This window comes from Roseicyclus persicicus (assembly GCF_012395815.1).
Lineage (GTDB): Bacteria > Pseudomonadota > Alphaproteobacteria > Rhodobacterales > Rhodobacteraceae > Roseicyclus > Roseicyclus persicicus.
The window spans coordinates 99,870-116,813 of the sequence record NZ_JAAZQQ010000006.1 but is presented as its reverse complement, the minus strand read 5'-3'; the positions used below and the strand labels follow the sequence as shown (position 1 = coordinate 116,813).

18 protein-coding genes are annotated in these 16,944 nt (G+C 71.1%); 7 read left to right on the top strand and 11 right to left on the bottom strand.

Annotation, left to right across the window (positions count from 1 at the left end):
• Positions 1-56 precede the first annotated feature (56 nt).
• Entirely contained in the window at positions 57-1,463 is a 1,407-nt protein-coding gene (locus HCU73_RS15915; RefSeq protein ID WP_168624470.1) for an FAD-binding oxidoreductase, read from the top strand.
• Positions 1,463-2,182, top strand: a complete 720-nt coding sequence (locus tag HCU73_RS15910; RefSeq protein WP_168624469.1) for a VIT1/CCC1 transporter family protein — start codon at positions 1,463-1,465, stop codon at positions 2,180-2,182. Before HCU73_RS15915 ends, HCU73_RS15910 begins: the two co-directional genes overlap by 1 nt.
• Here the strand turns inward: HCU73_RS15910 and nagA are convergent.
• From nagA to HCU73_RS15890, 4 genes are read right to left on the bottom strand one after another with little or no spacing between them, the layout of a single operon-like run.
• Entirely contained in the window at positions 2,179-3,297 is a 1,119-nt protein-coding gene (gene nagA, locus HCU73_RS15905) for an N-acetylglucosamine-6-phosphate deacetylase (RefSeq protein WP_239025606.1), read from the bottom strand. The genes HCU73_RS15910 and nagA overlap by 4 nt on opposite strands.
• Complete coding sequence (locus tag HCU73_RS15900) at positions 3,294-4,136, bottom strand: glucosamine kinase nucleotide-binding domain-containing protein (RefSeq protein WP_168624468.1); 843 nt, start codon at positions 4,134-4,136, stop codon at positions 3,294-3,296. The genes nagA and HCU73_RS15900 overlap by 4 nt, the downstream gene beginning before the upstream one ends.
• A gap of 21 nt (positions 4,137-4,157) precedes the next feature.
• On the bottom strand, positions 4,158-5,243 hold the full coding sequence (locus HCU73_RS15895) for a Gfo/Idh/MocA family protein (RefSeq protein WP_168624467.1): 1,086 nt from the start codon (positions 5,241-5,243) through the stop codon (positions 4,158-4,160).
• A gap of 19 nt (positions 5,244-5,262) precedes the next feature.
• Positions 5,263-5,955 (bottom strand): GntR family transcriptional regulator, encoded by a 693-nt coding sequence (locus tag HCU73_RS15890; RefSeq protein WP_168624466.1) that lies wholly within the window; start codon positions 5,953-5,955, stop codon positions 5,263-5,265.
• A gap of 93 nt (positions 5,956-6,048) precedes the next feature.
• Between HCU73_RS15890 and HCU73_RS15885 the strand changes: the two genes are divergently transcribed.
• The 5 genes from HCU73_RS15885 (at position 6,049) to HCU73_RS15865 (ending at position 11,650) form a co-directional block, all read left to right on the top strand.
• Positions 6,049-7,203, top strand: a complete 1,155-nt coding sequence (locus HCU73_RS15885) for an LLM class flavin-dependent oxidoreductase (protein ID WP_168624465.1) — start codon at positions 6,049-6,051, stop codon at positions 7,201-7,203.
• Positions 7,203-8,093, top strand: coding sequence for an aldo/keto reductase (locus HCU73_RS15880; protein ID WP_168624464.1), 891 nt, complete (start codon positions 7,203-7,205; stop codon positions 8,091-8,093). Before HCU73_RS15885 ends, HCU73_RS15880 begins: the two co-directional genes overlap by 1 nt.
• 231 nt (positions 8,094-8,324) lie before the next feature.
• On the top strand, positions 8,325-10,313 hold the full coding sequence (locus HCU73_RS15875) for a heme lyase CcmF/NrfE family subunit (RefSeq protein WP_168624463.1): 1,989 nt from the start codon (positions 8,325-8,327) through the stop codon (positions 10,311-10,313).
• Complete coding sequence (locus tag HCU73_RS15870; protein WP_168624462.1) at positions 10,310-10,798, top strand: cytochrome c-type biogenesis protein; 489 nt, start codon at positions 10,310-10,312, stop codon at positions 10,796-10,798. The genes HCU73_RS15875 and HCU73_RS15870 overlap by 4 nt, the downstream gene beginning before the upstream one ends.
• 75 nt (positions 10,799-10,873) lie before the next feature.
• Complete coding sequence (locus HCU73_RS15865; protein ID WP_168624461.1) at positions 10,874-11,650, top strand: enoyl-CoA hydratase-related protein; 777 nt, start codon at positions 10,874-10,876, stop codon at positions 11,648-11,650.
• A 103-nt stretch (positions 11,651-11,753) separates the two neighbouring features.
• On the opposite strand, the gene HCU73_RS15860 is transcribed toward HCU73_RS15865, so the two are convergent.
• From HCU73_RS15860 to HCU73_RS15830, 7 genes are read right to left on the bottom strand one after another with little or no spacing between them, the layout of a single operon-like run.
• A complete protein-coding gene (locus HCU73_RS15860; RefSeq protein ID WP_168624460.1) occupies positions 11,754-13,064 on the bottom strand; it encodes a branched-chain amino acid ABC transporter permease in 1,311 nt (436 codons plus the stop codon).
• Complete coding sequence (locus HCU73_RS15855) at positions 13,061-14,071, bottom strand: branched-chain amino acid ABC transporter permease (protein WP_168624459.1); 1,011 nt, start codon at positions 14,069-14,071, stop codon at positions 13,061-13,063. The genes HCU73_RS15860 and HCU73_RS15855 overlap by 4 nt, the downstream gene beginning before the upstream one ends.
• Before the next feature lies 1 nt (position 14,072).
• A complete protein-coding gene (locus HCU73_RS15850) occupies positions 14,073-14,504 on the bottom strand; it encodes a hypothetical protein (protein ID WP_168624458.1) in 432 nt (143 codons plus the stop codon).
• Positions 14,501-14,863 (bottom strand): hypothetical protein, encoded by a 363-nt coding sequence (locus HCU73_RS15845; RefSeq protein ID WP_168624457.1) that lies wholly within the window; start codon positions 14,861-14,863, stop codon positions 14,501-14,503. Before HCU73_RS15845 ends, HCU73_RS15850 begins: the two co-directional genes overlap by 4 nt.
• Positions 14,860-15,270 carry a hypothetical protein gene (locus tag HCU73_RS15840; RefSeq protein WP_168624456.1) on the bottom strand — a complete coding sequence of 137 codons (411 nt, stop codon included), beginning with the start codon at positions 15,268-15,270 and terminating at the stop codon, positions 14,860-14,862. Before HCU73_RS15840 ends, HCU73_RS15845 begins: the two co-directional genes overlap by 4 nt.
• 5 nt (positions 15,271-15,275) lie before the next feature.
• Positions 15,276-16,100, bottom strand: a complete 825-nt coding sequence (locus tag HCU73_RS15835; RefSeq protein ID WP_168624455.1) for an ABC transporter ATP-binding protein — start codon at positions 16,098-16,100, stop codon at positions 15,276-15,278.
• Positions 16,097-16,891 (bottom strand): ABC transporter ATP-binding protein, encoded by a 795-nt coding sequence (locus tag HCU73_RS15830; protein ID WP_168624454.1) that lies wholly within the window; start codon positions 16,889-16,891, stop codon positions 16,097-16,099. Before HCU73_RS15830 ends, HCU73_RS15835 begins: the two co-directional genes overlap by 4 nt.
• Positions 16,892-16,944: the final 53 nt, after the last annotated feature.

Here is a 16,944-nt window from a genome sequence, read left to right as displayed (position 1 = left end):
GCCGCCCTGCCGCGGCACGGATAGTGCCCGGGCACCGGACGAGGGGAGGGACGGCGATGGCACGGGTTCTGGATCTTCCGCGCAACGAGGGCGGCATCGCCACGGCGATCGAGGTCCTGCGCCAGCGCCTCGGCCCCCGGGTCGAGACCGGGCAGGCGTTCCGCGCCCAGCACGCGCACACCACGACCTGGCTCAGGAACCAGCCCCCCGACGCGGTGATCTGCCCAACCTCCACGTCCGAGGTGCAGGACATCGTGCGCGTCTGCGCCGAATACCGGGTGCCGGTGATCCCCTTCGGCACCGGGTCATCGCTCGAGGGGCACGTGAACGCGCCGGCGGGCGGCATCTGCCTCGATTTCCAGGACATGAACGCCATCCTCGCGGTCCATGCCGAGGACATGGACGCCGTGATCCAGCCCGGCGTGACCCGCAAGGCGCTGAACGCGCACCTGCGCGACACCGGGCTGTTCTTCCCCGTCGACCCGGGCGCGGACGCGTCGCTGGGCGGCATGGCCGCGACCAGCGCCTCGGGCACCAACGCGGTGCGCTACGGCACGATGAAGGACAACGTGCTGGCGCTGAAGGCGGTGCTGCCCTCGGGCGAGGTGGTGAAAAGCGCCGCCCGCGCGCGCAAGACCAGCGCCGGCTACGACCTGACGCGGCTGATCGTGGGGTCCGAGGGGACGCTCGGCATCATCACGGAACTCACGCTGCGGCTGCAGGGCATCCCCGAGGCGATCTCGGCCGCGACCTGTTCCTTTCCGAGCGTCGAGGCGGCCTGTGACACGGTGATCCAGACGATCCAGTACGGGCTGCCGGTGGCGCGGATCGAGCTTCTGGACGCGTTGCAGGTCAAGGCGGTGAACGCCTATTCCCGGCTGGGCCTGCCCGAGACGCCGCTCCTCCTGCTGGAATTCCACGGCACCGAGGGCGCGGTGACGGAACAGGCCGACGTCTTCGGCGGCATCGCGCGCGAGATGGGCGGCACCGGCTTCACCTTCACCACGCGGGAGGAGGACCGCACCCGTCTCTGGCAGGCGCGCCACGACGCCTACTGGGCCGCGCTGCAGCTGCGGCCGGGGGCGAAGGGGATTTCCACCGACGTCTGCGTGCCGGTCAGCCGGCTGGCCGATTGCGTGACCGCCGCCCAGGCGCGGCTGGCCGCCGACGGCTTCATCGCGCCGATCGTGGGGCATGTGGGCGACGGCAACTTCCATTCGCTGCTGCTGGTCGACATGGACAACCCCGCCGAGGTGGAAAAGGCCGAGGCCTATGTCGGCTGGCTGAACGAGCTTGCCATCTCGATGGACGGCACCTGCACCGGCGAGCACGGGATCGGGCAGGGCAAGGCGACATACCTCGACCGCGAGCTGGGGCCGGGCGCGATGGCGATGATGCGGGCGATCAAGCGCGGGGTGGACCCGCTGAACATCTTCAACCCCGGCAAGATGGGACTGGACTGATGGCCTATACCGACGACCGCGGGCAACCGTCGAGCCACCACGAGCCGCACCTGTCGGGGCGGTCGGGCTGGCTCAGGGCCGCCGTGATGGGGGCCAACGACGGCATCCTGTCGACCGCCTCGCTGATCATGGGGGTGGCGGCGGGGGCGGCGGACCATGTCACCATCCTGCTGGCGGGCATCGCGGGGATGGTCGCGGGCGCGCTCAGCATGGCGGCGGGGGAATATGTCTCAGTCTCCAGCCAGGCCGATGTGGAGCGCGCGGATGTGGAGCGCGAAAAGGCGGAACTGGTCGCCAACCCCAAGGGCGAGCTGGACGAGCTGGCCGCCATCTACCGGGCGCGGGGGCTGAGCCCCGCGCTGGCCCGGCAGGTGGCCGAGGAACTGACCGAGGTGGACGCCCTCGGCGCGCATCTGCGCGACGAGATCGGGCTGACCGACCTGTCGCCGCCGCAGCCGGTGCAGGCGGCGGTGGTGTCGGCCCTGACCTTTGCCGCGGGCGCCGCGGTGCCGCTGGCGGTGGGGGGCTTCGCGCCCCTCGACACCCTGCAGCTGTGGGTCGCGGGGGCCACGCTGGTCGCGCTGGCCGGCCTCGGCGCGCTCGGAGCGCAGGCGGGCGGTGCGCCGCGCTGGCGGGCGGCGGCGCGGGTCACGGTCTGGGGCGTGCTGGCGATGGCGGCGACCAGCGCCATCGGCGCGCTGGTGGGGCAGGCGCTTTAGGCCGCCTCCCAGTCGCCTGCGGTCAAGGTGGCGGTGAGCCGGTCCCCGTGCAGGCAGATCAGCCGCGCGGGCGCGCCCGGTTCGATCCGGTTCGGCCGGCCGGTCAGCATCCGGTGCGGCGTGTCGAAGGCCAGCGGCAGGATCGCGGCCAGCGGCGCGCCGGTCGCCTCGGCCATGTGGCGGACGGCGGCGATCATCGTGATGTCGGCGCCGGCCAGCGTGCCGTCGGCCAGCGTCAGGCGGCCCCCGGCGCGGGTGATCTGTCGACCGGCGAGGGTGAAGCGGGTCGCGTCGGTGCCCGCCACCGCCATGGCGTCGGTGACGAGGATGAGGGACTCCGGCCGGGCAGCATGGGCGAGGCGGAGGGCGGCGTCGTGGACATGGTGGCCGTCGGCGATGAGGCCGATCCAGTCCGCGTGATCCAGCGCCGCGCCCACCATGCCGGGCTCGCGGTGATGCAGGCCGGACATGGCGTTGAACAGGTGCGTGGCGTGGCTCGCCCCGGCGGCATAGGCGGCGGTGGCCTGCGCGTAGGACGACCCAGAATGGCCGAGGGACACGTGGACGCCGGCCTCGGCCAGCGCGGCGATCCGGGCGGGCGTCACCTGTTCGGGGGCCAGCGTGATGAGAAGATGGGGCAGGCGGCGGGCCGCGTCGCGGTAAAGCGCGAGGTCGGCGTCCGTGAGGGGGCGGAGCATCGCGGGGTCATGGGCGCCCGCGATGGTCAGGTGCGGGCCTTCGAGGTGCAGGCCGAGGATGGCGGGGTCGCGCGTGGCGGCGACAAGGTCGATGACGCGGGCGGTGGTGGCGGGGCTGTCGGAGATCAGGGTGGGCAGAAGCCCGAGGGTGCCGCCCGCCCGGTGCGCGGCGGCGAGGCGCGACAGGTCGGCGGGGGTGGTGCAGTCACCGGTCAGGAGGCCCGCGCCGCCGTTGACCTGCAGGTCGAGGAAGCCGGGGCAGACCAGCGCGCGCGTGCCGTCGCGGGAGAGGTCGGTGGCGGTCTCGTCGGGCCGCCGGGGGCGGACCTCCTCGACCACACCTGCGGTGACGCGCAGCGCCATGTCGGGGCGGAGCCCGTCGCCGTCGAGCAGGTCGAGGCCCGCGTAGACCGTCATGGCAGCGCCCGCGCCAGCCGCAGCGCCCCGTCGAGCGGCCGGCCCGCCGGCGGGCGCAGGTCGGCCCGCAGCCCGTCGGGCAGGTGCGGCCCCAGCATCTCGCCCAGCCCCCCCGTGACCACCAGCGGCTCGCCCGGCCGGTGGCCGACCTCCGCAAGACCGTCGACCAGCGCGCCCAGCACCGCCGCCTGCACCCGCGCGGCGATGGGGCTCGACACGTGGCGGAACACGATCCTGACCAGCTGCGCGAAGTCGCCCGGCCGCGCCTCCTGCGCCCAGAGCACGGGGTGGGGCGGCGTTGCCTCGACCAGCGCCGCGGCCAGCGGGTCGGGCGGCAGGCGGCCGTCCTCGACCTGCAGCGCCAGCGACAGCGCCATGCGCCCCGCCCAGGCCGCCGACCCCTCGTCGCCGAGGCGGAAGCCCCAGCCGCCGATGTGGCGCACCGCGCCGCCCGCCTTGCGGATGAAGAAGCTGCCGGTGCCGAGGCTGGCCAGCGTGCCTTCGGCCCCCTCCAGCGCGCCCTCCAGCGCGGTCACGCTGTCGTCGACCACATAGGCGAGGAAGGGCAGGCGGATGGCGAAGCGGTCGGCCTCGCCGGGCAGGCGCGCGCCCGCGAGCCCCGCGCAGATGCGCGCGTCGGCCAGCGCGTCGAGGCCGAGGCCCCGGGCCGCCAGCGCCTCGGTCAGCGCAAGCCGTATCGCCGCCTCGGCGCCCGCGGGGTCGCTGACGATGTTGGCCGGCCCGCCGCGGGTTTCCGTCATCGGCCCGCCCGCGACCGACAGCGCCACCCGGCAGCCGGTGCCGCCCCCGTCGATGCCGATGTCGATGCGTGCGCCCATGGCCCCATCCTACGCCCGCGCTCAGGCGAGCGAAACCGCCTGGCCCGTCGCCGCCGACTGCTGCGCCGCGCGGCCCATGGCGACGGCGGCCGCCCCGTCCTGCAGCGTCACCTCGGGCTTGCGGCCGGCGCGGATCACCTCGAGGAAGCGCTGGTGCTGGTAGAAGGTCGACCCGTTGTGGTCGCCCGCCTTCAGCAGCGCGGGGTCCACCGGCACGTCATGCTCCACCGGCCCCGAGGGGTGGCGCGGGCTGACGATGACCTTGGGCACGGGCGCGGGGCCGATGTCGAAGTTCCAGAACCGCGTCGGCCCGGGCACCAGCGCCTCGATCTTGCCGGCGGGCCCGACCGCGGAGATCTCCTCCTGGTAGCGGGAGCCCTCGGCGAACATGCACAGCTCCAGCAGCGCGCGCGCGCCCCGGGCGAAATCCACGATCACGTAGCCGTGGTCCCAGATGTCGGGCGTCTCGCCGCCGTAGCGCTCGTCGCGGTGGTTCACCGCCTGGCCCGCGCTCGCCATCACGCGCACCGGGTCGTCCTCGAGGATCAGCCGCATCAGGTCGAAGAAATGGCAGCATTTCTCGACCAGCGTGCCGCCGGTGTTGCGGTTGAAGCGGTTCCAGTCGCCCACCTTCTGCAAAAAGGGAAAGCGGTGCTCGCGGATCGTCAGCATGCGGATGCCGCCGGTGGCCTCGGGGGCGAGGTCGCGGAACCGCTGCACCGGCGGCATGTAGCGGTATTCCATCGCCACCCACGCGGGGGCGGGGTAGCCGTGCAGGATCTCGCGCAGCGCGGGCAGCTGCGCCTCGTCGGTGTAGAGCGGTTTTTCGACGAGCACGGGCAGGGGGCGCAGCCGCGCGATCTCGGTCAGCTGGCCCACGTGCATGTGATTGGGCGAGGCGATGACCAGCGCGTCCACGTCGTCGCGGGCCAGCAGCGCCGCGATGTCGGTGCAGCGGGTGGCGCGCGGCACCAGCGCCAGCGTGGCGGCCGCCATGCCGTCGTCGGGCTCGACGAAGGCGGACACGGTGGCCGCGTCGAGGAGCAGGATGTTGCGGATGTGCTCCTGCCCCATCATGCCCGAACCGATGATGCCGTAGCGGGTCATGCGCGCCCTCCCATTGCGCTCAGGACATGCGCGCGACATAGGCCGCGCGGGCGGGGTCGAACCAGGTGGTCGAGACCTCCGCGATGCGGCCATCTGCGTCGAAAGCCCGGCGCTGGACAAGCCCCGTCGTCGTGCCAGGCGCAAGGCCCAGCCGCGCGGGCGTCCAGCCGGGCAGGGGGCCGACGCTCACCCGGTCCTCGGCCCGGGCGATGACAAGGCCGAGCCGGTCGCGGTAGCTCCGGTAGAGCGACTCCGAGACGGTGGCCGCCGTCAGCCCCTCGAACCGGCCATCCAGCCAGATGTCCTCCAGCGCGACCGGCACATGGTCGAGGAACCGCAGCCGCCGGATGCGCCACGCCCCGGCCGCCCCGCTGCCGAGGTCGAGGCCCGCGGGCTTGTCCACCCGGTCGAGCGACAACAGCTCCGCCGTCGGCAGCCCGCCGCCCCCGGGCCGCTCCAGCCGGAACAGGGCGTAGACCCCCTGCCGCGCATCGCCCGCGCGCACATAGTTCCCCGAGCCCTGCCGCCGCTCCAGGAGCCCGCGCTGGGTCAGCACCGCCAGCGCCTTGCGCAGCGTCGTCACCGTCACGCCCATGCCCGCCGCCATCGCCCGCTCGGTCGGCAACTTGTCGCCGGGCTTCAGCCGCCCCGCGCCGATGTCCCGCGTCAGCCCCTCGGCGATCCGCAAGTATGCCGGCAGCGCCCCGCGCATCGCCCCTCCGCCCGGAATTGATACACCATTGATCGAGTGTGCCCGGGCTTGCTAGAGCTTGTCCAGTGCACAAGGCTTGGGAGGGCCTGCCCCATGACCGTCGTTCCCGTCACCTCCGCCGATCTCGACGCCTCCGAGGTCAGCTGGTTCGCGGCGCTCTGCTCCGACGACTACGAATTCCTCGGCGTCCCCGACGGGCGGCTGCGGTCAAGCTGGGCGCATTGCTCCGGCATCGTGAAGGAGGCCGAGGCACAGGGCTTCCGCAACATCCTCTGCCCCTCCTCCTACCAGGTCGGGCAGGACACGCTCAGCTTCGTCGCCGGCTGCGCGCCGATCACGGACCGGATCAACTTCCTCGCCGCCGTCCGCTGCGGCGAGATGCAGCCGGTGATGCTCGCGCGCACCATCGCAACGCTCGACCACATGCTCGAGGGGCGGCTGACGGTGAACATCATCTCCTCCGATTTCCCGGGCGAGGTGGCCGACAGCGCCTACCGGTACCAGCGCTCGCGCGAGGTGGTCGAGATCCTGAAACAGGCCTGGACGCAGGATCACATCAATTACGCCGGACAAGTCTATGATTTCAAAGGGCTGACCACCGATCCCGCGCGCCCCTACCAGGCCGGCGGGCCGCTCCTCTACTTCGGGGGCTACTCCCCCGACGCGCTGGAGCTCTGCGGCCAGCATTGCGACGTCTACCTGATGTGGCCCGAGCCCAAGGAACAGATCGCGCAGCGCATGAAGGACGTGCACCAAGTCGCTGACAGATATGGCAGAACGCTGGACTATGGCCTCCGCGTGCACATGATCGTCCGGGACACCGAGGCCGAGGCGCGGGAGTATGCGGAACACCTTGTCTCGAAACTGAACGACGAGCTGGGGAAACTCATCCGCGAGCGCGCGCTGGACAGTGGCTCCCTCGGCGTCGCGCACCAGGCCAAGGCGCGGGAGCTCGCCGACAAGTTCGGCTACGTCGAACGCCACCTCTGGACCGGCATCGGCCGCGCGCGCTCGGGCTGCGGCGCGGCGCTGGTGGGCTCGGCCGACCAGGTGCTGTCCGAGATCGAGGAATACCGCAAGATGGGCATCCGGGCCTTCATCTTCTCGGGCTACCCGCATATGGACGAATGCAGACACTTCGGGCGGCTGGTGATGCCGGAGCTGAAAACCTGCTCGCTGCCCCACGCCTACGGCCGCGTGCCGGCCGGCACGCCCGCGACCCCGCTTGGAACAGGAGAACGACGCTGATGGATCGTGTGAAGGTCGGCCCGCTGGAGCTCAGCCGCATCGTCTACGGCATGTGGCGCCTCGGCGACGACGCCGACATCTCGGCGGCCCATGTGCAGGCCAAGGTCGAGGCCTGCCTCGCCCAGGGCATCACCACCATGGACCAGGCCGACATCTACGGCGGCTACACCGCCGAGGCCATCCTCGGCGCCGCCTTCCGCGCCGCGCCGGGGCTGCGCGACCGGGTCGAGCTGGTCACGAAATGCGACATCATCGCGCCCGTGGGCCGCTACGCCGACCGGCGGGTCAAGTACTACGACACCTCGGCCCACCACATCACCGCCTCGGTCGAGATGTCGCTGCAGGCGATGGGAACCGACCGGATCGACCTCCTCCTGATCCACCGCCCCGACCCGCTGATGCACCCCGAGGAGACGGGCCGCGCGCTCGACACGCTGGTCGCGGCGGGCAAGGTGCGGGCGGTCGGCGTGTCGAACTTCCTGCGCCACGACTGGAGCCTGCTGCAATCGGCGATGGAAACGCCGCTCGCCACCAACCAGGTCGAGCTCTCGGTCCTGCACCACGCCCCCTTCACCAACGGCGAGGTCGCCTGGATGCAGGAGCGCGACGTGCCGATCATGGCCTGGTCGCCGCTGGCCGGCGGCCGCCTCTTCGGACCCGAGGGCGCGGCGGTCCACGCCGTCCTCGCCCGCATCGGCGCCGAGCAGGGCACCACGCCCGAGGCGGTCGCGGTCGCCTGGCTCCTGCGTCACCCCGCCCGCATCCTGCCGGTGATGGGCACCAACAGCCTCGCCCGCATCGCGACGCTCGCGGACGCCACCCGCGTCACGCTCGACCGCCAGTCCTGGTTCGAGATCTACACCGCTGCCCTCGGCCACGAGGTCCCCTGACCCCCATCTTTGCTTCCGAAATACTCCGGGGGTCCGGGGGCAGCGCCCCCGGGGCGCCCCACAGGGGGGCCGCGCCGGGCACCGGGCGCGGCGGCGCAACCGGGCCCGCGCCGCGCCAGCGGCGCGCCCCCCGGCGACGGCGAAGCCGGCGCAAACCCTCCGGTCAATCCGATGTGATCACGGTGTCGCATCCTATTGGCGGCGTCAGGCATCCGGCCTAAACTCGGACCTATGATCACAGAACTCGGACACTTCGCCCTGATCCTCGCCTTCATGGTGGCGATCTTCCAGATGATCGTGCCGCTGGTCGGCGCGCACCGCGGCAACGCCGCCTGGATGGCCGTGGCGGAGCCCGCCGCGACCACGCAATTCCTGCTCACGGCCTTCAGCTTCGCCGCGCTGACCTGGGCCTTTGTGACCTCGGATTTCTCGCTAAACCTCGTCACCGCGAACTCGCACACCGACAAGCCGCTGATCTACAAGATCACCGGCGTCTGGGGGAACCACGAGGGCTCGCTGCTCCTGTGGGTGCTGATCCTCACGCTCTTCGGCGCCTGCGCGGCCTGGTTCGGGGGCAACCTGCCTCCGACGCTCAAGGCGCGCGTGCTGGCGGTGCAGTCCTCGGTCGCCGCCGCCTTCTTCGCCTTCATCCTGTTCACCTCGAACCCCTTCACGCGGCTCGCGGTGCCGCCCTTCAACGGGCAGGACCTGAACCCGCTCCTGCAGGACCCCGGCCTCGCCTTCCACCCGCCCTTCCTCTACCTCGGCTATGTCGGCCTCTCGATGGCCTTCTCCTTCGCCGTGGCCGCCCTGATCGAGGGGCGCGTCGACGCCGCCTGGGGCCGCTGGGTGCGGCCATGGACGCTGGCGGCCTGGGTGTTCCTGACCATCGGCATCGGGCTGGGCTCCTGGTGGGCCTATTACGAGCTCGGATGGGGCGGCTTCTGGTTCTGGGACCCGGTCGAGAACGCCTCCTTCATGCCCTGGCTGATCGGCGCGGCGCTGCTGCACTCGGCCATCGTGGTGGAAAAGCGCGAGGCGCTGAAAAGCTGGACCATCCTGCTTGCCATCCTCGCCTTCGGCTTCTCGCTGATCGGCACCTTCATCGTGCGCTCGGGCGTGCTGACCTCGGTCCATGCCTTCGCCAACGACCCCGAGCGGGGCGTGTTCATCCTGCTGATCCTGTGCGTCTTCATGGGCGGCGCGCTGCTCCTGTTCGCGCTCAGGGCGGGGGCGATGGAGGCCAAGGGCGTGTTCTCGACCGTCAGCCGGGAATCGGGGCTGGTGCTGAACAACCTGCTGCTGGCCGTCTCCACCTTCGTGGTCTTCATCGGCACCATCTGGCCGCTGGTGACCGAGATGTTCTGGGACCGCACCGTCTCGGTCGGCCCGCCCTTCTTCAACATGGCCTTCACGCCCTTCGTCTTCGCGCTGGCCGTGGCGCTGCCGATCGGCGCGATGCTGCCGTGGAAACGGGCGCGCATCGGTCGCGCGGTGGCGCAGCTGGTGCCGGCGATGGTTCTGGCGCTGGCGCTGGGGCTCTTCACCTGGACGGTCTTCACCGGCCATTCCATCCTGGCGCCCATCGGCGTGGCCCTGTCGGTCTGGCTGGTCGCCGGCGCGGCGGTGGACCTGTGGTCCCGCACCGGGCGCGGGGCCATCGGCGGCCGCGTCGCCCGGCTGTGGCGCCTGCCACGGGCGGACTGGGGCAAGACGATCGCCCATGCGGGCGTCGGCATCACCATGTTCGGCGTGGTGGCCCTGACCGGCTACCAGGTCGAGGACATCCGCGTCGCCCAGGCCGGCGAGCCCTACCGCGTCGGCGCCTACGAGATCGAGCTGGTCTCGGTCGAGCAGAACGTGCAGGGGCCGAACTACATCTCGACCATGGGCCACATCGCCGTGCGCGAGGCCGGGAGCGGGCGGGAGGTCGCCCTCCTGCACCCCGAGCGGCGGGTCTACCCGGTGGCGGGGATGCCCACCACCGAGGCTGGTATCGACAACGGCTTCACCCGCGACGTCTACGTCACGCTGGGCGACCCGCAGTCGAACGGCGGCTGGGCGGTGCGGACCTGGATCAAGCCCTTCGCCAACTGGATCTGGGGCGGCACCATCATCATGGCGCTGGGCGGCTTCCTGAGCCTCAGCGACCGGCGCTACCGCGTCGCGGCCGGGGCGGGCAAGGCCGCGCCCGTGCCGCAAGGGGTGCCGGCGGAATGAGCGCCGGGATCGCCACGCTGCGCCGCACGGGGGCCGCCTGCGCGGTCGCGGCGATGCTCGCGCTGGCGGTGCCGGCGGGGGCGGTGCAGCCCGACGAGGTGCTGCCCGATCCGGCGCTGGAGGAGCGCGCGCGCGACATCTCGGCGGGGCTGCGCTGCCTTGTCTGCCGCAACGAGTCGATCGACGAATCGAACGCGCAGCTGGCCCGCGACCTGCGGCTCCTCGTGCGCGAGCGCCTCGTCGCCGGGGACACGGACGCCGAGGTGGTGGAGTTCGTCGTCGACCGCTACGGCGAATATGTGCTGCTGCGCCCCACCATGACCGGGTCGAACATCGCGCTGTGGCTGGCGCCGGCGGTGCTGATGGTGCTGGGGGCGGGCCTGTCGCTGGTCTACATCCGCCGCCGCGCGGCCGCGCCGGCGCCGTCCGAGGCGGCGCTGTCGGCCGAGGAGCAGGCACGCCTGAGCGATCTCCTCAAGGAGTGAGTGACGCGGCGTTTCGGCTTTTCGCCCGGGCGGGCCGGGACTAGTCTCCGCCGCGACAGCACAGCGGAGGCCCCGATGCAGTACGAGACCATCACGCGCGAGGACCGGGACGGCATGGCGGTGATCACGCTGCGCCGGCCCGAGGTGATGAACGCGCTCAACACCCAGATGCGCGCCGAGATCACCCACGCGGTCGGCGCCGCCGGGCAGGAGGCGCGGGTGGTCGTGCTGACCGGCGAGGGCCGGGCGTTCTGCTCGGGGCAGGACCTGGGCGACCGGGCCAATGTCTCGAACCTGAACCTCGAGCGGACGTTGCGCGACGAATACATCCCGATGCTGATGGCGATCGTGGAATGCCCGGTGCCGGTGATCGCCGCCGTCAACGGCACCGCGGCCGGCGCGGGGGCGAACCTGGCGCTGGTGGCCGACATCACCATCGCGGCCGAGAGCGCCTTCTTCATCCAGGCCTTCACGCGGATCGGCCTGATCCCCGACGCGGGCGGCACTTGGGTGCTGCCGCGGACGGTGGGCCTGCAGAAGGCGATGGGCGCGGCGCTGTTCGCCGACAGGATCAGCGCGCGGCAGGCCGCCGACTGGGGCATGATCTGGGAGGCAGTCGCCGACGACGCCTTTGCCGAGACCTGGGAGGCGCGGGCGCGGCATCTGGCGAGCGGGCCCACCGAGGCCTTCAAGCGGGTGAAGGCGGCGATGCAGGCGAGTTTCGGGAACGGGCTGCAGGAGCAGCTGCTGCTGGAGGGCCAGCTGCAGGGGCAGTGCGGCAAGACGCGGGATTTCAAGGAGGGCGTTGTGGCCTTCCTCGAGAAGCGGAAGCCGGTGTTCGAGGGGCGGTGAGGGTGCTGGGGGGCGCTGCCCCCCCGGCCTTCGGCCTCCCCCCGGAGTATTTTTCAAGCAAAGATGAGGGGGGCCCGCGCGATGGACGGGCCCCTTTTCCGTGTCAGCGTTCCGGGATCAGGCCGCGCGGGCTGAAGCGCAGCACGAGGAGCAGGATGATCCCCATGGTCAGGAGGCGCATGTGGGCGGCCGAGTCGAGCAGATGCTCGCGCAGCCAGGTGCCCTCGGCCATGCCGGATGTGAGGGCTTCCATGAGAGCAAGGCCCATGGGTTCGACCATGATCCATAGCCACCAGATCAGGAAGCCGCCCAGCACCGCGCCCCAGTTGTTGCCCGAGCCTCCGACGATCACCATCACCCAGACGAGGAAGGTGAAGCGCAGGGGCTGGTAGGTGCTGGGGACCAGCTGGCTGTCGAGGGTGGTCATCATCGCGCCGGCCATGCCGACCACGGCGGAGCCCAGGATGAACACCTGCAGGTGGCGCGCCTTGACGTCCTTGCCCATGGCCGAGGCCGAGACCTCGTTGTCGCGGATCGCGCGCATCATCCGGCCCCAGGGTGAATTCCACGCCCTTTGGGAGAACCAGATCACCACCAGCAAGACGACGACGAACAGGGCCGCGTAGCAGAGCTTGACCGTGACGGCGGAGAACGCGACGGGATCGGCCCCGATCCGGGCCGAGAGGTCGAGGAACCAGTCGGTCTGCTGCAGGTCGATCTCGTAGGGGACGGGGCGGGGGATGCCGGTGACATTCTTCACGCCGCGGGCCAGCCAGTCCTCGTTCTTGAGAACGGCGATGATGATCTCGGAAATGCCCAGCGTCGCGATGGCGAGGTAGTCCGAGCGCAGGCCGAGCGCGGTCTTGCCGATCAGCCATGCCGCCCCGGCGGCCAGTACGCCACCCACGGGCCATGACAGGATCACCGGAAGCCCGAGGCCGCCCAGGAAGCCGGTGGAGGACGGGTCAATCGCCTCGACGGCGGCGACACCGGCGTCGAAGACACTCCGGTAGAGGAAGAAGCCCCCGACGAGTATCACCACCATCGTCATGGTTCGGGTGCGTCCCGCGGCCATTCGGGAATAGGCGAGTATTGCGGCAAGGATGGTGGCGGCGCCCAGCACGAGGCCGAGCAGCACGCGGATGCCACCCGCCGCCCAGGCCTCGCCCACGGGCGGCAGCGACACCAGCACGGCCGCAAGCCCCCCGAGCGCGACGAAGCCCATTACGCCCACGTTGAACAGGCCCGCGTAGCCCCACTGCATGTTCACGCCGAGCGCCATGATCGCGCTGACGAGGCCCATGTTGAGGATGGTGAGCGTCGTGTTCCAGGACTGCACGAAGCCGGTGCCGATGTAGAGCACGGCCACCAAGGCGAACAGGAGCATCGACCGCTTGTCGATTGCGCCGATCATATCGATTTCCCCCTCGTGATACCGGTCGGTCGGAACAGGAGCACGATCAGCAGGATGCCGAAGCTGACCGCGAACTTGTAGTCGGTGGACAGGAGCTGCAGCAGCCCCGTGGGTTCCCAATCGCCCGGCGCGAGGTAGGCCACGACCTTGCGAAAGGCGTAGGTCACGCCGACCTCGGAGAAGGCGATGAGAAAACCGCCGAGGATCGCGCCGACCGGGTTGCCGAGGCCGCCGACGATGGCCGAGGCGAAGATCGGCAGCAGGAGCTGGAAATAGGTGATAGGCTTGAACGACTTGTCCAGCCCGTAGAGCACCCCCGCGGTGGTGGCGAGCGCCGCGACGATCAGCCAGGTGATCATCACCACCCGCTCGGGGTTGATGCCGGACAGCAGCGCCAGGTCCTCGTTGTCGGAAAAGGCGCGCATCGACTTGCCGGTGCGGGTGCGGTTGAGGAACCAGAACAGGAGCGCCACCGCGATGATGGCGACCACGATGGTCAGGCCCTGCGAGGTGCGGAAGGCGAGGCCTTCCTCGAGCCCGGTCATGTCGCGGAAGGTGCGGGCCGAGATGATGAAGCGCTCGCCGTCGACGAAGCGCTGGTCGTCCACGCCGATGATGAAGCGCACGATGCCGTTCATGATGAACATGACGCCCAGCGAGGCGATCACGTAGATCACGGGCTTGGCCTTCTGCCGGCGGTAGAAGCGGTAGACGCCGCGGTCGGTGGCGATGACGAGGAGGCCCGTGGCCGCGATGCCCACGGGCAGCGCGAGCAGCGCGGTGGGCAGCGGCCCGAGGGTCACGCCGGCGCCCTGCAGGCCCCAGGTGCAGAGGATTACCACCATGGTCCCGAAGGCCATAGTGTCGCCATGGGCGAAGTTCGAGAAGCGCAGGATGCCGTAGATCAGCGTCACCCCGAGCGCCCCCAGCGCCAGCTGCGCGCCATAGGCGGTTGCCGGGATGATGACGAAGTTCAGGAGCGCCACGAGGGCGTTGAGGAAATCCATGTCAGAGCGCCTCGCAGGTGCCGGTGTAGATGCGTGCGTCGCCGATCCGGCCCTGGATCGGGGCCATGGTCAGCAGAAACTCGGGCGGGTCCTCGGGGGCGTCCGCGCGGTCGTAGAAGCCCGAGTTGAAGATGTAGAGCAGCGTGTAGGCGATGCCGTCGGCGGCCCAGGCATGGGCGGTGCCCGAGGTCGCGTCGCGGAGCGCTTCGGCCGGGGGGCTGCCCGGCAGGGTGACGGTGGTCACGGGCCGGTGGGGCTCGGGCTCGGTGACCGTCAGGGCAAAGGCAAGGTCCGAGGGGCCGCAGTCGCCCGCGGCGGTGCAGACGGCGGTGGCGCGGCAGGTCTCGGCCAGCACGGGCTCGACGGCGGTCTGGGCCGCGGCCGGGGCCGCCAGCGCCAGCAGGAGGGGGAGGGGCAGGGCGGCGCGGGTCATTGTAGCCCCTCGCAGGTGCCGAAATGGGTGGCCGCCGCCGCCGCGCCGTCGAAGATGTGCAGCGTCAGCAGCGCGGTCCGGTCGGCCTCGATGGTCAGCAGCTCGGCGATGCCGTCGCGGCCCGAGCCGGCATAGGTCGCGGGCAGGGTGCCCGGCGGCGTCAGGCGCAGGACCGGGCTGTCGCCGATGCTGGAGGACAGGAACAGGTCGCCCGCGTGGTCGGCGGCGATCACCCGCAGCGACACGGCGATCGGCTCGCAGCCCGCGCCGGCCTCGCATTCCACGGTGAAGGCGCAGTCCCAGGGTTCGGCCACGGCGGGGGCCGCGCACAGCAGGGCAAGGGCGAGCGGCCGGATCATCCCGCCCCCTCGCAGGTGCCGTAGCCGGTGACGCCGCGCGGGTTCGCCTGCGGCTGGTGGCCCGAGACGGCCAGACCGCCGCCGCCGGTTTCCACCGTGACGACCTGCACCGACTGGGTTTCGGGGTTGCGGTAGAGCAGGCTGATGAGTCGCGTGTCCGCAAGGCTGCCCTCGGGGGCGGGGATGTCGGCGATCAGCTCGTAGTCCGACGGCAGGCCGGTGTCGCTCCAGGTCACCTGCCAGACGCCGTTCGCGCCGCGGATCTCCAGCGGCTGGTCCCAGTCGCGGCAGGTGCCGGCGTCGAGGCAGAGCGTGGTGAGCGTGCAATCCAGCGCGACGGGCGCGCCGTCCTGCGCCTGGGCGGGCAGGGCGGCCAGCGCGATGAGGGCGGGCAGGGCGCGGCGCATCGGCCTCAGCCCCCGAGGAAGCTGCGGCGGACCTCGGGGTCGGCCAGCAGCTCCTTGCCGGTGCCGGTGTGGGCGTTGCGGCCCTGCACCAGCACGTAGCCCTTGTCGGCGATCTCCAGCGCCTGGCGGGCGTTCTGTTCCACCATCAGGATCGGGATGCCGGTGCGGCTGACCTCGATGATCCGGTCGAACAGCTCGTCCATCACGATGGGCGAGACGCCCGCGGTGGGCTCGTCCAGCATCAGCACCTTGGGCTGGGTCATCAGCGCGCGGCCCACGGCGACCTGCTGGCGCTGGCCGCCCGACAGCTCGCCCGCCGGCTGGCGGCGCTTGTCCTTGAGGATCGGGAACAGCTCGTAGACCTGCTCCATCGTGCCGCGGATGTCGTCGCGGCGGATGAAGGCGCCCATCTCGAGGTTTTCCTCGACGGTCAGCGAGGCAAAGATGTTGTTGGTCTGCGGCACGAAGCCCATGCCCTTGGCCACCCGCGCCTGCGGGCTGAGGTCGGTGATGTCCTCGCCATCCAGCCGCACCGAGCCCTGCCGCACGTTCAGCATGCCGAACACCGCCTTCATCGCGGTGGATTTGCCGGCGCCGTTCGGGCCCACGATCACCGCGATCTCGCCGGGGTTCACGGCGATGGTGCAGTCGTGCAGGATGTCCGGCCCGCTGCCGTAGCCGCCGGTCATCGTGTCGCCGATCAGGAAGGCCTCGGAGGTGTTCATCGCGTGGCCGGTGCCGGGCGCGGCGGTCATCTCGCCGGTGCCGCCGGGCTTGGCGATGGACCAGTCCTTGTTGCCGCGGTCGTTCTGGTAGGGGTTGTCGCTCATGCCGGGGCCCCTTCGGCCAGCTTGTCCTTGTTCTTCAGGCCGGTGCCGAGATAGGCCTCGATCACTTGCTCGTTGGCCTTGATCTGGTCGATCGTGCCCTCGGCCAGCACGCGGCCCTCGGCCATCACGATGACCGGGTCGCAGAGCCGCGCGATGAAATCCATGTCGTGCTCGATCACGCAGAAGGTGTAGCCGCGTTCCTTGTTCAGGCGGATGATCGCGTCGCCGATGGTGTTCAGCAGCGTCCGGTTCACGCCGGCGCCGACCTCGTCGAGGAACACGATCTTGGCGTCCACCATCATGGTGCGGCCAAGCTCCAGCAGCTTCTTCTGCCCGCCCGAGACCTTGCCGGCCGGGTGGTCGGCGAGATGTTCGATGGTCAGGAACTCCAGCACCTCGTCGGCCTTGGCCCTGAGCGCGCGCTCCTCGTCGGCGATGCGCTTGCGGCCGAACCAGGTGTTCCACAGGCTTTCGCCCGACTGGCCCGGCGGCACCATCATCAGGTTCTCGCGGCAGGTCATGGAATGGAACTCGTGCGCGATCTGGAAGGTGCGCAGGAGGCCCTTGGAGAACAGCACGTGCGGCGGCAGGCCGGTGATGTCCTCGCCGTCCATGATGACGGTGCCGGAGGTGGGCGCGTGGACGCCCGCGATCACGTTGAACAGCGTCGTCTTGCCGGCGCCGTTCGGGCCGATCAGCGCGGTGATCGAGCCGGTCTCGATGCGGAGCGACGCCCCGTCGACGGCGTGGAAGCCGCCGAAATGCTTGTGCAGGTCCCGGACCTCGATCATCTGCGCGGTCTCCCCCTAAGTGGAAGCAGCCCGGTTTGCGCCGGGCTGCCCCT

What these genes read in the sequence shown, in the direction of transcription:
- HCU73_RS15915 (WP_168624470.1), top strand. Translation starts at nt 57, where the DNA reads ATGGCACGGGTTCTGGATCTTCCGCGCAACGAGGGCGGCATCGCCACG.
- HCU73_RS15910 (WP_168624469.1), top strand. Translation starts at nt 1,463, where the DNA reads ATGGCCTATACCGACGACCGCGGGCAACCGTCGAGCCACCACGAGCCG.
- nagA (WP_239025606.1), bottom strand. Translation starts at nt 3,297, where the DNA reads ATGACGGTCTACGCGGGCCTCGACCTGCTCGACGGCGACGGGCTCCGC.
- HCU73_RS15900 (WP_168624468.1), bottom strand. Translation starts at nt 4,136, where the DNA reads ATGGGCGCACGCATCGACATCGGCATCGACGGGGGCGGCACCGGCTGC.
- HCU73_RS15895 (WP_168624467.1), bottom strand. Translation starts at nt 5,243, where the DNA reads ATGACCCGCTACGGCATCATCGGTTCGGGCATGATGGGGCAGGAGCAC.
- HCU73_RS15890 (WP_168624466.1), bottom strand. Translation starts at nt 5,955, where the DNA reads ATGCGCGGGGCGCTGCCGGCATACTTGCGGATCGCCGAGGGGCTGACG.
- HCU73_RS15885 (WP_168624465.1), top strand. Translation starts at nt 6,049, where the DNA reads ATGACCGTCGTTCCCGTCACCTCCGCCGATCTCGACGCCTCCGAGGTC.
- HCU73_RS15880 (WP_168624464.1), top strand. Translation starts at nt 7,203, where the DNA reads ATGGATCGTGTGAAGGTCGGCCCGCTGGAGCTCAGCCGCATCGTCTAC.
- HCU73_RS15875 (WP_168624463.1), top strand. Translation starts at nt 8,325, where the DNA reads ATGATCACAGAACTCGGACACTTCGCCCTGATCCTCGCCTTCATGGTG.
- HCU73_RS15870 (WP_168624462.1), top strand. Translation starts at nt 10,310, where the DNA reads ATGAGCGCCGGGATCGCCACGCTGCGCCGCACGGGGGCCGCCTGCGCG.
- HCU73_RS15865 (WP_168624461.1), top strand. Translation starts at nt 10,874, where the DNA reads ATGCAGTACGAGACCATCACGCGCGAGGACCGGGACGGCATGGCGGTG.
- HCU73_RS15860 (WP_168624460.1), bottom strand. Translation starts at nt 13,064, where the DNA reads ATGATCGGCGCAATCGACAAGCGGTCGATGCTCCTGTTCGCCTTGGTG.
- HCU73_RS15855 (WP_168624459.1), bottom strand. Translation starts at nt 14,071, where the DNA reads ATGGATTTCCTCAACGCCCTCGTGGCGCTCCTGAACTTCGTCATCATC.
- HCU73_RS15850 (WP_168624458.1), bottom strand. Translation starts at nt 14,504, where the DNA reads ATGACCCGCGCCGCCCTGCCCCTCCCCCTCCTGCTGGCGCTGGCGGCC.
- HCU73_RS15845 (WP_168624457.1), bottom strand. Translation starts at nt 14,863, where the DNA reads ATGATCCGGCCGCTCGCCCTTGCCCTGCTGTGCGCGGCCCCCGCCGTG.
- HCU73_RS15840 (WP_168624456.1), bottom strand. Translation starts at nt 15,270, where the DNA reads ATGCGCCGCGCCCTGCCCGCCCTCATCGCGCTGGCCGCCCTGCCCGCC.
- HCU73_RS15835 (WP_168624455.1), bottom strand. Translation starts at nt 16,100, where the DNA reads ATGAGCGACAACCCCTACCAGAACGACCGCGGCAACAAGGACTGGTCC.
- HCU73_RS15830 (WP_168624454.1), bottom strand. Translation starts at nt 16,891, where the DNA reads ATGATCGAGGTCCGGGACCTGCACAAGCATTTCGGCGGCTTCCACGCC.